12 protein-coding genes are annotated in these 14,117 nt (G+C 74.2%); 7 read left to right on the top strand and 5 right to left on the bottom strand.

The annotated features are described in order from the left end of the window. Window positions 1–132 precede the first annotated feature (132 nt). Window positions 133–456, top strand: a complete 324-nt coding sequence (locus K7G61_RS31345; protein WP_225850445.1) for a PadR family transcriptional regulator — start codon at window positions 133–135, stop codon at window positions 454–456. Between the two features lie 17 nt (window positions 457–473). Here K7G61_RS31345 and K7G61_RS31340 read toward each other — a convergent pair whose 3' ends face one another. Further along, a complete protein-coding gene (locus K7G61_RS31340; RefSeq protein WP_225850444.1) occupies window positions 474–1,748 on the bottom strand; it encodes an APC family permease in 1,275 nt (424 codons plus the stop codon). A 551-nt stretch (window positions 1,749–2,299) separates the two neighbouring features. Beyond that, window positions 2,300–3,223 (bottom strand): LysR family transcriptional regulator, encoded by a 924-nt coding sequence (locus K7G61_RS31335; protein WP_225850443.1) that lies wholly within the window; start codon window positions 3,221–3,223, stop codon window positions 2,300–2,302. 70 nt (window positions 3,224–3,293) lie between these two features. Between K7G61_RS31335 and K7G61_RS31330 the strand changes: the two genes are divergently transcribed. Then, on the top strand, window positions 3,294–4,499 hold the full coding sequence (locus K7G61_RS31330; RefSeq protein ID WP_225850442.1) for a TDT family transporter: 1,206 nt from the start codon (window positions 3,294–3,296) through the stop codon (window positions 4,497–4,499). A gap of 152 nt (window positions 4,500–4,651) precedes the next feature. After that, window positions 4,652–5,902, top strand: coding sequence for a hypothetical protein (locus tag K7G61_RS31325; protein ID WP_225850460.1), 1,251 nt, complete (start codon window positions 4,652–4,654; stop codon window positions 5,900–5,902). Window positions 5,903–5,936: 34 nt separating this feature from the next. Here K7G61_RS31325 and K7G61_RS31320 read toward each other — a convergent pair whose 3' ends face one another. After that, window positions 5,937–6,440, bottom strand: a complete 504-nt coding sequence (locus K7G61_RS31320; protein WP_225850441.1) for a MarR family winged helix-turn-helix transcriptional regulator — start codon at window positions 6,438–6,440, stop codon at window positions 5,937–5,939. A gap of 342 nt (window positions 6,441–6,782) precedes the next feature. On the opposite strand from K7G61_RS31320, the gene K7G61_RS31315 reads away from it, so the two are divergent. After that, a complete protein-coding gene (locus tag K7G61_RS31315; protein WP_225850440.1) occupies window positions 6,783–7,871 on the top strand; it encodes a phosphatase PAP2 family protein in 1,089 nt (362 codons plus the stop codon). Here K7G61_RS31315 and K7G61_RS31310 read toward each other — a convergent pair. Then, on the bottom strand, window positions 7,798–9,255 hold the full coding sequence (locus tag K7G61_RS31310; protein WP_308190758.1) for an MFS transporter: 1,458 nt from the start codon (window positions 9,253–9,255) through the stop codon (window positions 7,798–7,800). The genes K7G61_RS31315 and K7G61_RS31310 overlap by 74 nt on opposite strands. A 321-nt stretch (window positions 9,256–9,576) precedes the next feature. Between K7G61_RS31310 and K7G61_RS31305 the strand changes: the two genes are divergently transcribed. Then, the gene (locus tag K7G61_RS31305; protein WP_225850439.1) at window positions 9,577–10,569 is read left to right on the top strand and encodes a phosphotransferase family protein; all 993 of its coding nucleotides are present in this window, start codon (window positions 9,577–9,579) and stop codon (window positions 10,567–10,569) included. Window positions 10,570–10,614: 45 nt separating this feature from the next. Here the strand turns inward: K7G61_RS31305 and K7G61_RS31300 are convergent, their stop codons facing one another. Then, window positions 10,615–11,334, bottom strand: a complete 720-nt coding sequence (locus K7G61_RS31300) for an SDR family NAD(P)-dependent oxidoreductase (protein ID WP_225850438.1) — start codon at window positions 11,332–11,334, stop codon at window positions 10,615–10,617. Window positions 11,335–11,403: 69 nt separating this feature from the next. Here K7G61_RS31300 and K7G61_RS31295 point away from each other — a divergent pair, with 69 nt between their 5' ends. Then, the gene (locus K7G61_RS31295; RefSeq protein ID WP_225850437.1) at window positions 11,404–11,946 is read left to right on the top strand and encodes a MarR family winged helix-turn-helix transcriptional regulator; all 543 of its coding nucleotides are present in this window, start codon (window positions 11,404–11,406) and stop codon (window positions 11,944–11,946) included. A gap of 245 nt (window positions 11,947–12,191) precedes the next feature. After that, the gene (locus K7G61_RS37120; protein WP_308190757.1) at window positions 12,192–13,916 is read left to right on the top strand and encodes a cellulose-binding domain-containing protein; all 1,725 of its coding nucleotides are present in this window, start codon (window positions 12,192–12,194) and stop codon (window positions 13,914–13,916) included. Window positions 13,917–14,117: the final 201 nt, after the last annotated feature.

Here is a 14,117-nt window from a genome sequence, read left to right as displayed (position 1 = left end):
CACCGGCGCGGGGAGCGCCCGGCCGTCCGGTGTCCGCGGGTGACGGCGCGCCCCCCGCGTTCCGTAAAATCGCCCCGTGGTACCGGGCCGGCCGGCGCGGTCGGCACGGGCGGTCGAGGAGAGGTGGGGCGGGTGCGGGAGTTCCAGCGGGGCGCGATCCGGCTGCACATCCTGCACCACGCGGCCGAACAGCCGATCCACGGCGCCTGGATGACGCAGGAGTTGGCCGGCCACGGATACCGCGTGAGCCCGGGCACGCTCTATCCGACGCTGCACAGACTGGAGGCCGACGGACTGCTCGTGTCCGAACAGCAGGTCGTCGACGGCCGCGCCCGCCGGGTCTACCGCGCCACCCCGGCCGGCGAGCGGGCCCTGGCCGAGGACCGCAGGGCGCTGCGGGAACTCGCCCGGGAAGTCCTCGCGGACGAGGACCCCGGGACCGCTCCCGGCGCCTGACGCGGACGCCCCCGCGGCTACCGCGTCGTGCGCGTCAGCGCCCGGCGGACCGCGTACGCCGCCAGGCCCAGGAGCAGCACCGCGGCGCCTGTGAGCACCGATGCCAGGGGCAGGGCGAAGGCCAGGACCAGGCAGCCGGCCAGGCCCACCACCGGGATCGGCCGCGGCGGACGGCCCTCGTCGGGGCCGAGCGTCCACGCCGAGGCGTTGGCGAGGGCGTAGTAGACCAGTACGCCGAAGGAGGAGAAGCCGATCGCGCCCCGGACGTCCGCGCTCGCCGCGAGCACCGCCACGACCGCGCCGACCAGGAGTTCGGCCCGGTGGGGCACCCCGAAGCGGGGATGGACCGCGGCCAGTGCCCGGGGCAGGTGGCCGTCGCGCGCCATCGCCAGGGTGGTCCGCGACACCCCCAGGATCAGGGCGAGCAGGGAGCCCAGCGCGGCGACCGCCGCACCGGCGCGCACGACCGGCGCGAGACCGCCGGCGCCCGCGGCCTTGACGGCGTCCGACAGCGGGGCGGTGGCCTGGGCGAGACGGACGGGCCCCAGCACGGCCAGCACGCACACGGCCACGGCCGCGTACACGACCAGCGTGATGCCCAGCGCGACCGGGATCGCCCGCGGGATGGTGCGCCGCGGGTCGCGGACCTCCTCCCCCAGCGTGGCGATCCGCGCGTATCCGGCGAAGGCGAAAAACAGCAGGCCGGCGGCCTCCAGCACACCGCGCGGGCCCGTGTCGGAACCGACGTCGAGGTACCCGCCGTCGGCGTGGCCCGAGGTCAGGCAGGCGACGACGACCGCGGCGAGGACGGTCAGGACGACGGCGACGATCACCCGGGTGAGCCAGGCCGCCTTCTGCACGCCGGCGTAGTCGACGGCGGTCAGCGCCACCACGGCGGCCACCGCCACCGCGTGCTCCTGCCCCGGCCACACGTACGAACCGGCGGTCAGGGCCATCGCCGCGCACGAGGCGGTCTTGCCGACCACGAACGCCCAGCCGGCCAGGTAGCCCCACACCTCGCCCAGCCGCTCCCGGCCGTAGACGTACGTGCCGCCCGACCGCGGGTGGCGGGCGGCCAGTCGCGCCGAGGAGGTGGCGTTGCAGTACGCCACCACGGCCGCCAGCGCCACGCCGAGCAGCAGCCCGGAGCCCGCGGCCCGCGCGGCCGGCGCCATGGCGGCGAACACCCCGGCGCCGATCATCGACCCGAGGCCGATCACCACGGCGTCGCCCACGCCCAGCCGCCGCACCAACCCCTCCGGCGCCCGCGCACCGGCGGAAGACGTCGTCACCGCGCACACTCCGGCGCCTCGATTACGGATCCCGATATCGTCAGACGATATACGGCGCCGGGTCCCGGGAACAGGCCGGGTCCCGGGAACATCCCGTGACGTGGAGCCCGGAACGGAACGGGCGTTTGGTCGGCTCGGCGCGTGCGGTGCGGAGTGCCCTGCCGCTCGGCGGGGGGGGAGCCCGGCAAGGCGACGGTTCGCCCTCGTACCCGGGCGTAGCCGGACGCCCCGGCGGCCGGGGGCGCCTGCAGGGAAGGCAGGGGAGAAGCGCGGCACCAGGGGCCGCGGGCCTGGCGGTCAGCGCGAGGGGCAGGGGCCGCGGGCCGGGCGGGCCGGGGGCGCCTCCACCGACGGCCGGGCGAGAAGCACGGCGCCAGGGCCGCGGGCCTGGCGGTCGACGGGCAGGGGCCGCGGGCCGGGCGGGCCGGGAACGCCTCCACCGAACAAGCCGCGGCCCGCCGCGTCCGGCGGGGGCCGCGTCCGGCGGGGGCCGCGTCCAGCGGGGGCCGCGTCCGGCGGGCGCCATCCGGCGGGGGCCGTGCGCCCTCACGTCACCGGTCGGCGGGCGTGCCTCGGGCGGCGATGGCGGCCAGGTCGCGGGCGGGGCCCGAGAGCCCGCCGCCCCGGCGGCGGATCATGCGCAGCGGCCTGGTCAGGTCGAGGCCGGCGACCGGTACGGCGCGGAGCGAGCCGGCGGCCAGGTCCCCCGCCACCGCCAGCGAGCTGAGGACCGCGGGCGCGACGCCGTCGGCGACGGCGTTCTTGATCGCGGTGGTCGAGGGCAGCTCAAGCAGCGGGTCCACGAGCGGCAGCCGCGCGCCGCCGCCCAGCGCGCGCTCCAGGTAGCGGCGCGTCCCGGAGCCGCGTTCCCGGCTGACCAGGGGGGTCGCCGCCAGCTCCGCCGCCTCGACGCCCGACCGGCGCCGGGCCCAGGGGTGCCCGGGCGCGACGACCAGGGTGAGCTCGTCGTTCGCCACGGTGCGGGCCACCAGGCCGGACGGCAGGTCCGGTCCCTCGACGAACCCGAGCCGGGCCCGCTCCTCCAGGACGGCCCGCACGACGTCGTCGGAGTTGCCGACGGTCAATGCGACGGCGGCCTGGGGCGCGGCCGCCCGCAGTGCCAGCAGCCAGTGCGGCAGCAGGTACTCGGCGACCGTCATGCTGGCCGCCACCTGGAGCCGGCTCTCCACACTGCCGCGCAGGGACACCACCCCGGCGTCGAGGACCGCCGCGGCCTCCACCGCGGTGCGCGCCCAGTCGGCGACGAGGGCGCCCTGCTCGGTCAGCCGCGACCCCCGGGGCGAGCGCCGCAGCAGTTGCATCCCGAGCCGCCGTTCCAGATGGCTGATGCGCGCGCTCGCCGCGGGCTGGGTGATGCCGTGCTCGCGCGCGGCGGCGCCGACGCTGCCCAGGCGCGCGACGGACAGCAGCAGGTCGAACGGCCCCAGGTCGGCGACCCGCTCGGAAAGAGGCATAAGCCCAGCCTATGCATCCATCCAAGATCGCTCCCTACCGGCCGCCGGGGCGCCGCGCGAGGTTGGCGGTATGACATCCACCGTCCCCACCACCGTCTCCACCACCGTCTCCCCCGCCGACGCGCCGACGGCCGGTCGACGGCCGCACCGGCTGCTCGGCGACCTCGACCGCCCCGGGGACCTGTTCCGGAACCTGGGCCCCAACTGGTACGCGTCGGTCATGGGCACGGGCATCGTGGCCACGGCCGCCGCCGCGCTGCCCGTGCGCGTCCCTGGCCTGCGTACCGCCGCCACCGCGGTGTGGGCGGTGGCCGCCGGGCTGCTGGTCGTCCTCACCGCCGCGTGGGCCGTGCACTGGACCCGGTACCGCGAGCAGGCCCGCGCGCACGCCCACCACCCGGTCGCGGCCCACTTCTGGGGAGCGCCCGCGATGGCGCCGATGACGGTCGGGGCCGGCGCCCTGGCGCTGGGCCGGGACTGGATGGGCCTGCGGCCGGCCCTGTACACCGATGTCGCCCTGTGGTCCTGCGGCACGCTGCTGGGCCTGGTCACGTGCGTGTGGATCCCGTACCGGGCGATGACCGACCACCCGGTGGCCGACGACTCGGCCTTCGGCGGCTGGCTGATGCCCGTGGTGCCGCCCATGGTCTCGGCGGCGACCGGGGCCGCGCTCGTGCCGCGCCTGCCGGCCGGCCAGGCGCGGCTGACGATGCTGCTGGCCTGCTACGCGATGTTCGGCATCAGCCTGTTCGCGAGCCTCGTGATCATCCCGCAGATCTGGGCCCGGCTGGTCCGCCACAAGACCGGTCCGGCGCCGATGACGCCCACCGTGTGGATCGTGCTGGGACCGCTCGGCCAGTCCGTCACGGCCGCCAACCTGCTGGGCGGCGTGGCGGGCAGCGCGCTCCCGCGCCCGTACGCGACCGGCGCCGCCGTCTTCGGGCTCCTGTACGGAGTGCCCGTCTGGGGCTTCGCCATGATGTGGCTGGCGCTGGCCTCCGCCCTGACCGTGCGCACCGCGCGCAACGGCCTGCCCTTCACCCTGACCTGGTGGAGCTTCACGTTCCCCGTCGGCACCTGCGTGACCGGCACCAGCGCTCTGGCGGTGCGCCTGCACGCGACCGCCCTGGAGGCCGTGGCCGTCGCGCTGTACGTCCTCCTCGTCACCGCCTGGGCCGTGGTCGCCTGCCGTACCGCCCGCGGCAGCCTGCGCGGCACCCTCTTCCTGCCGCCCGCGCCGCTCCCGGCGCCGGCGAGGACCCTGTCGGCGGGGTGAGCGTCCGTCACGAACCCGAGCATATAAGCCTTTCATCCGATTGCCATACAGACAGGCCCCATATCCGGGTATTTCATATGCATTATGCACGGTGGCATCGTGCCCAGAACCTCGGCGTCGTGGGCGCCGACCGACGCCGGATCGGGGACCGCATGCACTCGATGACCCGCAGGAGCCTGCTCGGTCTGACGGCGGGGGCCGCCCTCGGGACGGTGGCGGGGTGCGGGAGCGGCGGCGGTTCGTCGGATGCCGCTCCGAGCCCTCATCGCGCCGAGCCGCCGCACAAGCCGCTGCGCACGCGGCCCGCGAAGCCGCCCGCGGGAAGGCTGCTCGGCGACGGTTCGACGTGCGACACCGGTCCGCAGCCGTTCCAGCCCGTCCCCGAGCGGCTGGAGCCGGGGCAGACGCCGCCGCAGTTCGTGATCTTCTCCTGGGACGGCGCCGGCGAGCTGGACAACGGCCTGTTCGCCCGCTTCCGCTCCCTGGCCCGCGAGCACGACGCCAAGATGACGTTCTTCCTGTCCGGCCTGTACCTGCTGCCCGAATCGAGGAAGGAGCTGTACCACCCGCCCAACAACCCCGTCGGGGCCTCGGCCATCGGCTACTTCAGCGACGAGCACATCAGGGCGACCCTGGAGCAGCTGCGCCTGGCCTGGCTGGAGGGCCACGAGATCGGCACCCACTTCAACGGCCACTTCTGCGACGGGTACGGCAGCGTGGGCAACTGGAGCCCGGCCGACTGGTACAGCGAGATCGAGCAGGCGAAAGGTTTCGTCACCTCCTGGAGGACCAATACCGGCTGGCACGACCTCGACCCGCTGCCCTTCGACTACGACAAGGAACTGATCGGCGGCCGCACCCCCTGCCTGCTCGGCCAGAAGCAGTGGCTGCCCACCGCCGCCGAGCTGGGCTTCCGCTACGACGCCAGCTCCCCGGGCGGCAACCAGGTCTGGCCGGGGAAGAAGCACGGCCTGTGGGACCTGCCGCTGCAGCTCATCCCGTTCCCCGGGCACCGCTTCGAGGTGCTGTCGATGGACTACAACATGCTGGCCAACCAGTCCCACGCGGCCACCAGCTCCGACCCCCGCAACTACCCCGGCTGGCGCCGGCAGGCCGCCGCCTCGTACATCGCCGGCTTCCAGCGCGCGTACGAGACCAACCGCGCCCCCTTGTACATCGGCAACCACTTCGAACAGTGGAACGGGGGCATCTACATGGACGCCGTCCAGGACGTCCTGGAGCACATCTCGTCCCTGGGCGCCGACGACGTCCGCATGGTCTCCTTCCACCAGTTCGTCGACTGGCTGGACGCCCAGGACCCCGCGCTCCTGGCCAGACTCCGCACCCTGGACGTCGGTGAGCAGCCCGCCGAGGGCTGGAAGGCGTTCACACCGGCGGTGTGAGCCCGTACCGCCGAGCGGTCAGTCGGCAGGTCGGTCAGTCGGCCGGCCCGTCGTCGCCGGGGTCGAGGTGCTCGGCGAGGTGGAAGAGGGCGGGCAGCGCGGCCTGGACGGCGGCGCGGTCCGCCGGGCCGAGGGAGGACAGGGCCGCCTCCATGCGGCGCTCGTGGGCCTGGGTCCAGGCCGCGAGCTGCTCGCGGCCGGCCTCGGTGAGCGTGACCACGGAGGCGCGCCGGTCGGCCGGGTCGACCTCGCGGGCCACGAGGCCCGAGGTGATCATCTGCCCGATGAGGCCGCTGACGGTGCTCGCGGCCAGGCGCTGGCGGGCGGCGAGATCGCCGATGCGGGCCGGGGAGTGCTCACCGAGGACCTGGAGGAGTTCCACCTGCGCCATGGGCAGTTGCTCCCACGGGTAGTCGCTGCGGATGGAGGCGCGCAGGGCGCGGCGCAGCCGTGTCACGGCGTCGGTCAGGGCTCGGGCGGCCGGGGCGTCGGTCCCGGCCACGGGTACGGCGGCCCTGGGGCGCGGCTGCGGGGGCATGGCACGAGGGTAACGGCTGCGGGCGGCCGTCCGCCCTCGTCGACGGGCCGGCGCACGAGGCACCGCGCCGCCGCGCGTTCTCGCGGGTCCCTCCCGCCGGCCGGCCACCGTGGCGCGCGGCGGGACGGGCCCCGACCGGGACGCGCGGTCGGACGCGGACCGGGACGCGGCGGCGGCCGACCGGCCGCACGCCCGCGGGAGTTGGCGGGAAGCACGACGTTTCGGGTCGCCTCGTGCGAGAAGGCGGAGGAAAAAGCGCGAAGAACGGCCCGGCGCGTCAGCCGCGCCCTGCCCCCCGGACGTGGGCCGGACGGGCGTCGGACGCCGGCCAGGAAGGACGCGATGACGACATCCGTCTCCCGCGGCGTGACCGCCGCCGGCACCTCCGTCCCCTCGACGCGTCCTCGCGCCGGTGGTCTGCTGCCCGCCCGGCTGCGCCCACGCGGCCGGCCCCGGTTCCGGGTCGAACTCGCCTTCTCCGTCGCCCTGTACCTGGCCTACAGCCGCATCCGCAGGTTCGCGCCCGACCACCGGACGGCGGCCATGCACCGGGCGGACGCGATATGGCACGCCGAGCGGACGCTGCACCTCGACCCCGAACTGGCGGTCAACCACGCGGTGAACCACGTGACCTGGCTCATCGTCGGCATGAACTACTACTACGCCACGCTGCACTTCGTCGTGACGCTCGGCGTGCTGGTCTGGCTGTACGCGTGCCGCCCCGCCTCGTACCGCGGTGCCCGCACCGCCCTGTACGCGGCGACGCTCCTGGCGCTCGTCGGCTTCGAGTTCTTCGCGCTGGCGCCACCGCGGTTCCTGACCGGTCAGGGCTTCGTCGACACCGTGGTGGTGCACGACACCTGGGGTTCGTGGGGCTCGGGTTCGAGCCATGTCTCGTCCGTGTCGAACCAGTACGCGGCCATGCCGTCGGTCCACATCGTGTGGGCCACGTGGAGCGGCCTGACGCTGGCCGCCCTGGCCCGCCGTACCTGGGTGCGGGTGCTGGGCGCCTGCTACCCGCTCGCCACGCTCACGGTGATCGTCGCCACCGCCAACCACTTCCTCGCGGACGCCGCGGGCGGCGCCTTGACCCTGGCCGCCGGGTTCCTCGTCCAGCGCCTGCTCACCGGCCGGCCCGCCTACGACCGCGGCGGCGTCGACCGGCCCGTCCCGCGGGCAGCGGGCGGACCGGTCGCGGGCTCCGGTACGAGCGCGGGCTCCGGTACGAGCGCGCGACCGCGTACGCGTCCGCGTACGAGCACTCCCGGAGCGCCGGTCTCGGGCGCCGGGCCGGGAGGCACGCCCACCGGACGGGACGACGCGGCCGCCGGCCGGTACGCCACGGTGGCCGCGCGGGCTACGCGGCCGTCCGGCCACCGCCCGGGGCCGCCCGAGGGGGACGGCGCGGACGGCTGGTACCGCGGGGACTGAGCCAGGCCGCGAGGACCATCACCGCGGCGGCGGCCAGCAGCACCGTCACCGCGTGGTGGGCCGAGGGGCCGGCGGCGGTGGCCGGCGCGAGATGCAGGGCCAGGGTCACCAGCGCGACCCCCAGCGCGGTGCCCAGACCGCGGGTCATGTTCACCAGGCCGCCGCCGGTTCCGGACGCGGCCACCGGGAAGGCACGCATGATGAGTGTGTTGTTCGCGGGGGTGAAGACGCCGAGGCCCAGGCCGAGCAGGCCGAGCAGCGCCGCGGTCCATCCCGGCGTCACGGGCGCGAGCAGCATGCCCGCCAGGGCGCCGGCGGCGGCCAGCGCGCCCAGCAGGCATCTGCCGCGGTCGGCGACCGAACGCGGGAGTATGCGTTCCGCCCCGGTGGCGGCCGCGGCGAATCCGGCCGGCAGTGCGCTGACCACCAGGCCGGTCAGCAGCTCCGAGCCACCCGCGCGCTCCAGCACGACCGGCACCAGCACCAGCGGGCCGAACAGCACCAGGTAGCCGCTCAGCGCGCCCAGCAGTCCGGGGGCGACCGAGGGAAGGCGCAGCAGCCCCAGGTCCAGCAGCGGAACCGGCGCCCGGCGCTGCCGCAGTACGAACGCCACCGCCGAGGCGACCGCCACGGCGAACAGCGCCGCCACCGCCGGCGGCGGGAGCCGGAGCCCGGAGGCGGCCGACACGCCCAGCAGCAGGGACGTCGTCGCCACCGACAGCCACCCCAGGCCCTGCCAGTCGAACGCGGGGACGGGATTGCGGCTGCGGGTGCGCGGCAGCAGGAAATGCCCGCCCACCAGCGCGACCACCCCTATCGGCACGTTGATGCCGAACACCCAGCGCCAGCCCGCCGTCGCCACGAGCGCGGCGCCCACCGTGGGCCCCAGTGCCAGCCCCAGCGCCTGGGCCGCGGCCTGCACCCCCAGCGCGGTGCGCATCCTCTCGCGCGGCGCACTGGTGGCCACCAGCGCCACGCTGTTCGCCTGCAGCATCGCCGCCCCGGCCGCCTGCACCACCCGGAAGGCGATCAGGGCGCCCAGGGACGGCGCCAGGCCGCACGCCGCGGACGCGGCGGTGAACACGACGAATCCGTAGAGGTAGAAGAGCTTGCGCCCCCGCGCGTCCGCCAGCCGCCCGACGGGCACCAGCAGCGCCACCAGCGTGATCAGGTACGCCAGCGACACCCACTCCACACCGGCCAGCGGGGCGTGGAACCTCGCGCGCAGGCTGCCGTACGTAAGGGTGACGATGCTGGCGTCGAGCTGCCCCATGAACGCGCCGAAGCACACCGTGGCGACCGCGAGCCACCAGGCGTCGGGGCGGTTGCGCACGGCATCGGGGCGCGGGCGTTCCCGCACCAGCAGCGCCGGCCATCCCGCCACCGCTCCACCTGTCCTGCCACCAGTGGCGCGCACGCTCACGGACTCCCATCCCTCCTTCGGCCGTTTCTCCTCGGCCCGCCTCGGCGCGACGGCGACGGTCCGCGCCGCCGCGCGCGTACACCCCCAGAATACATCGGATACAGAACTATTCGGTTACCGCAAGGAAAACCTCCGGCGCCAGGCGCTCGGCGACCCGTGGTCCCGGCGGCAGGCGCGGAACCACACCGGGCCTGGACGGGCCCCGGCCGGGACGGGACCATGGGAGCGCTTCCAAGCCCCTGGGAGCACGTCCGAGCCCCCCGTGTCCGAAAGTGTGCGAGCGTGCAGAGCCAGACCAAGCGCAGCCTGTCCCCCGCCGAACTCGACGCCCTGCTGCGCGCCAGGACCGGCGCCGGGTGCCGGGTGGAGGCCGAGCTGGCGGACGGGTGGTTCAACACCGCCTACCGCGTCCTGCTGGACGACGGGCGGCCCGCCGTCGTCAAGATCGCCCCGCCGGCCGGGGTCGACGTCCTGCGCTACGAACGGGGCATCATGGCCACCGAGGCCATGGTCTACCGGCGCGTGGCCGACCTCCCGGGCGGCGGCGTGCCGTCGCCCGCCCTGATCCACGCGGACCGGGAGTTCCTCGTCGTCTCCCTGCTGGACGGCACGCCGTGGGACAAGGCGGCGGACCACCTGCCGCCCGCGACCCAGAAGGCGCTGCGCCGCGAACTCGGAGCGGTCACCGCACGCCTGCACACGATCACCCCGCACGACGGCGTGTTCGGTTACCCGGCCCCGGAGGCCGGGCTGTCCGCCGCCGGCTGGCGGACGGCCTTCGCCGCCATGGTGGACGCGCTCCTGGAGGACGCCGAACGCCGGCAATCCCCTCTCGGCCTGGCTCCCGACGCCGTCCGCACATGGGTCGCCGAAGGCGGCTACGCCCTCGACCAGGTCACCGAACCCCGGCTGGTCCACTTCGACCTGTGGCCGGGCAACGTCTTCGTCACCGCGGCCGACGACGGCGGGCCCGCCCGTATCACCGGCCTCATCGACCACGAACGCGCCTTCTGGGGCGATCCGGCAGCCGAACTGGTCTCCCTCGCCTTCGGCGGCGACACCGGCCCGGACAGCGACTTCGCCGCCGGCTACACGCGGGCCGGCGGCACTCTCGGCTCCGGCCCCGCCTTCGACCACCGGCTCGCCCTCTACCAGCTCTATCTCGCGCTCATACTCGTCGTCGAGTGCGGCCCCCGTGGCTACGGCCAGGAGCACCTCGCGTTCTGCCGCCAGAACCTCGCCGAGAGCGCCGCCCGCGTGCGGGCGCTGGGCTGAGCCGGCGCGGCCGATCCACCCGTCCGCCGGCCATGTGACGGGACGTCAACGGGTGGTGAAGGCGCCGCCGTTGACGTGGACGGTCTGGCCGGTGATGTGGCGGGCGCCTTCGGACGCGAGGAAGAAGGCGGCCTGGGCGATGTCGTCGACCGTGCCCGCACGCTTGTCGTGGGTCTCCTCAACGAGCGCGCGGTGGCGTTCCTCCGACATCCCGCCGCGGAAGAAGCCGGTGCCGGCGATGTAGCCCGCGGAGATGACGTTGCAGGTGACGCCCTCGGGGCCGAGCCGGGCCGACAGCGAGGCGTTCCACGCGGCAAGGGCGGCCTTGGCCGCGCCGTAGGAGCCGCCGCGGCGCTCGGCCCCGATGGAGCCGACGCTGATGACGCGACCGCCGCCGTCGGCCAGCCCGTCCTGGAGGGCGGCGGTGGTCAGCACCGCGGTGAGCAGGTTCTGCGCGAGGCTGGAGTGCCAGTGCGCGAGCAGCGCTTCGAGATCCGGCCCGTCGCCGGCTCCCGCCTCCGGCAGACCGCCGGCCGCGTTGACCAGGACGTCCAACGAGCCGACCTGCCCGGCCAGTTCGGCGACCTGTCCGGGGTCCGCGGCATCGCAGACGACGCCGCGCACCCCCAGTTCCCGCGCGGCGCGGTCGACGGCGTCGGCGCGGCGGCCGGTGACGACGACCTCCGCGCCGTCGGCGGCGAACCTGCCGGCGATGGCGCGGCCGATGCCGCTGGAGCCTCCGGTGACGAGGACGGTGCGGGTCACGGTTCCTCCTGCTCGCTGCTACGTTTAGGTCTGAACATAGCAGCGAGCAGGACAGGGGACCGCACCGCCATGGATGAGGCCGACGCGGACGAGGAGCTCGACCCCGCCCACTCCCCCGCCGGGATCGCGGCCGCCTGGCGGCGTGAACGGCCGGGCACACCGACCGAGTCGATTGAGATCGTCACCCCCCTGTGGCGGCTGGCCAAGCTCCTCGCCGACGACCGGAGCCGGGTGCTGCGGGCGGCGGGAATCGATGCCGCGACGCTCGACCTGCTGTCCGTCATCCGCCGTTCAGGCCCGCCGTACACCCTCAGCACCCGCGAGATCGCGCGGCGCGCCCTGGTGACCGCCGGGGCGGTGTCGCAGCGCGTCGCCCGGGCCGAACGCGACGGCCTCGTCCGGCGCGCACCGGGAGCCACGGGCCGCAGAACCGTTCTGGTGGAGCTCACGCCCGAGGGCCACGCGCTGATCGAGCGGTCGGTGGACCGCGTACTGGGCCGGGAGGCCGCCCTCGTCAGCTCCCTGTCGGAGGGTGAACGGGCCGCCCTCACCGCGCTGCTGGACAAACTCATGACCGACGTCCGGCGGCGTACGACACCCCGCTCCCGGTGAGCCGGGACCGGTCCGTACGGCTCCCGCCCGTCTCCTCGGTACTCCTCGGTGCTCCTCGTGACGAAAGCGTTGACGCCTCCGGCAATCCCTTCCTAAGATATGATGTATCGCGTATCTGATGGGCAATCAGAATTGCCGATCCGGCGTATAACACGGGCGTGAACGTTCGAGCACAATCACGGTCACGCCTGACACTGCCCCCCACGGCAGTCACCCCCCACAACACCTCCGGAGAGAGGTCCAGCATGATCACGCAAACTCAGGCCGCCCCGTCGCGGCCGGAAAAAGCCGGCAGAGCCACGAGAAGGAAGGCCTTCGCCGCGCTCGCGGTGGCCGCGCTCGCGTCGGCGGGCACTCTGGTCGCGATGACCGGCTCCGTCTCGCAGGCCGCGACCCCGGCGCTGAACGGCAACGCGCTGTACGTGGCACCCGGCGGAAGCGCGAGCGCGCCGGGCACGGAGTCCTCCCCGACGACACTCGCCGCCGCGATCACCAAGATCACCGCGGGTGGCACGATCTACATGCGCGGCGGGACGTACAACCTCTCGTCCACGGTCACCGTCGCCACCGGCAACAACGGGTCCTCCGGCGCCCTGAAGGAGATATCGGCCTACCCCGGCGAGACACCGGTACTGGACTTCTCCGCCCAGAGCGAGAGCAGTTCCAACCGCGGCCTGCAGCTCAACGGCAACTACTGGCACCTGTACGGCATCACGGTCGAGCACGCGGGCGACAACGGCATCTTCGTCGGCGGCAGCAACAACATCGTCGAGCGCGTGGTGACCGCCTACAACCGCGACACCGGCCTGCAGATCTCCCGGGCCGCGTCCGACACACCGCAGAGCCAGTGGCCGGCCAACAACCTGATCGTCAGCTCCGAGTCGCACGACAACCGCGACTCCGCCGGTGAGAACGCCGACGGCTTCGCCGCCAAACTCACCGTCGGCACCGGCAACGTGTTCCGCTACGACGTCTCGCACAACAACATCGACGACGGCTGGGACCTCTACACCAAGACCGACACCGGTCCCATCGGGCCCGTCACCATCGAGAACTCGCTCTCCTACTCCCAGGGGACCCTCAGCGACGGCACCCAGGCGGCGAACGGCGACAGGAACGGCTTCAAGCTCGGCGGCGACAAGATCGCCGTCAACCACATCGTGCGCAACGACATCGCCTACGGCAACGGCCACGACGGGTTCACGTACAACAGCAACCCGGGGAACATGTCCGTCAGCAACAACGTCAGCGTCAACAACGGCGAGCGGAACTTCCACTGGGAGAGCGGCAACTCGGTGTTCCGCACGAACACCTCCTGCCGGTTCGGCGTGAGCGGTACCAACGACAAGGTCGTCGGGGACGCCGACAGCTCCAACCAGTTCTGGACCGGCAGCAACGGTTCCCGGTGCTCGACCTACAACGGCGCGCTGGGCTGGCACTTCGCCTCCGACGGCAGCCTCGTCGTGACCTTCGGCGGCACGCAGGTGACCGGCGGGTCCACCACCGGCGGGACCACGACCACGGGTGGCACGACCACGGGTGGCACGACGACGGGCGGGACCACGACCACCGGCGGCACGACCACCGGCGGGACCACCACGACCGGCGGCACGACCACCGGCGGTACGACGACCGGCGGCACCGGCGGGTCCGGCTGCAAGGTCACGTACACCCCGAGCACCTGGCCCGGCGGGTTCACCGCCAACGTGACCGTCGCCAACACCGGTTCGACCGACGTCAACGGCTGGAAGGTCGGCTTCACCCTGCCCTCGGGACAGGCCGTCACCAGCGCCTGGAGCGCCACCATCAGCCCCGCCTCCGGCTCGGTGACCGCCACCAACGTCGACTACAACGCCCAGATACCCGCCGGCGGCAGCCAGTCCTTCGGCTTCCAGGGCACCTACACCGGCAGCACCTACACCCAGCCGGCCCAGTTCACCCTCAACGGCACCGCCTGCACCACCGGCTGACCCCGGCCGACCCCAGCCGCACCAGCGGCCGGACCACCGGACCGGACCAGCGGACCGAACCAGCGGACCGAACCAGCGGCCGGGATCCCCACCGGATCCCGGCCGTACCGCGTCCGGCGGCCTCATTCGTCACTTAACCGATTGAGTCGAGCAACCACCCCCACCGGAATCCCGGACCGTGAACCCCCTCCCGTCCGGGGA

It is taken from the genome of Streptomyces sp. HPF1205 (assembly GCF_020400825.1).
In the GTDB taxonomy this organism is placed as follows: domain Bacteria; phylum Actinomycetota; class Actinomycetes; order Streptomycetales; family Streptomycetaceae; genus Actinacidiphila.
This window is presented reverse-complemented; position numbering and strand designations above follow the sequence as displayed.

Excerpts from the sequence above, each read along its gene's own strand:
- K7G61_RS31320 (WP_225850441.1), bottom strand. The coding sequence starts at position 6,440 with ATGCCCCCGCAGCCGCGCCCCAGGGCCGCCGTACCCGTGGCCGGGACC.
- K7G61_RS31330 (WP_225850442.1), top strand. The coding sequence starts at position 3,294 with ATGACATCCACCGTCCCCACCACCGTCTCCACCACCGTCTCCCCCGCC.
- K7G61_RS31315 (WP_225850440.1), top strand. The coding sequence starts at position 6,783 with ATGACGACATCCGTCTCCCGCGGCGTGACCGCCGCCGGCACCTCCGTC.
- K7G61_RS31295 (WP_225850437.1), top strand. The coding sequence starts at position 11,404 with ATGGATGAGGCCGACGCGGACGAGGAGCTCGACCCCGCCCACTCCCCC.
- K7G61_RS31335 (WP_225850443.1), bottom strand. The coding sequence starts at position 3,223 with ATGCCTCTTTCCGAGCGGGTCGCCGACCTGGGGCCGTTCGACCTGCTG.
- K7G61_RS31325 (WP_225850460.1), top strand. The coding sequence starts at position 4,652 with ATGCACTCGATGACCCGCAGGAGCCTGCTCGGTCTGACGGCGGGGGCC.
- K7G61_RS37120 (WP_308190757.1), top strand. The coding sequence starts at position 12,192 with ATGATCACGCAAACTCAGGCCGCCCCGTCGCGGCCGGAAAAAGCCGGC.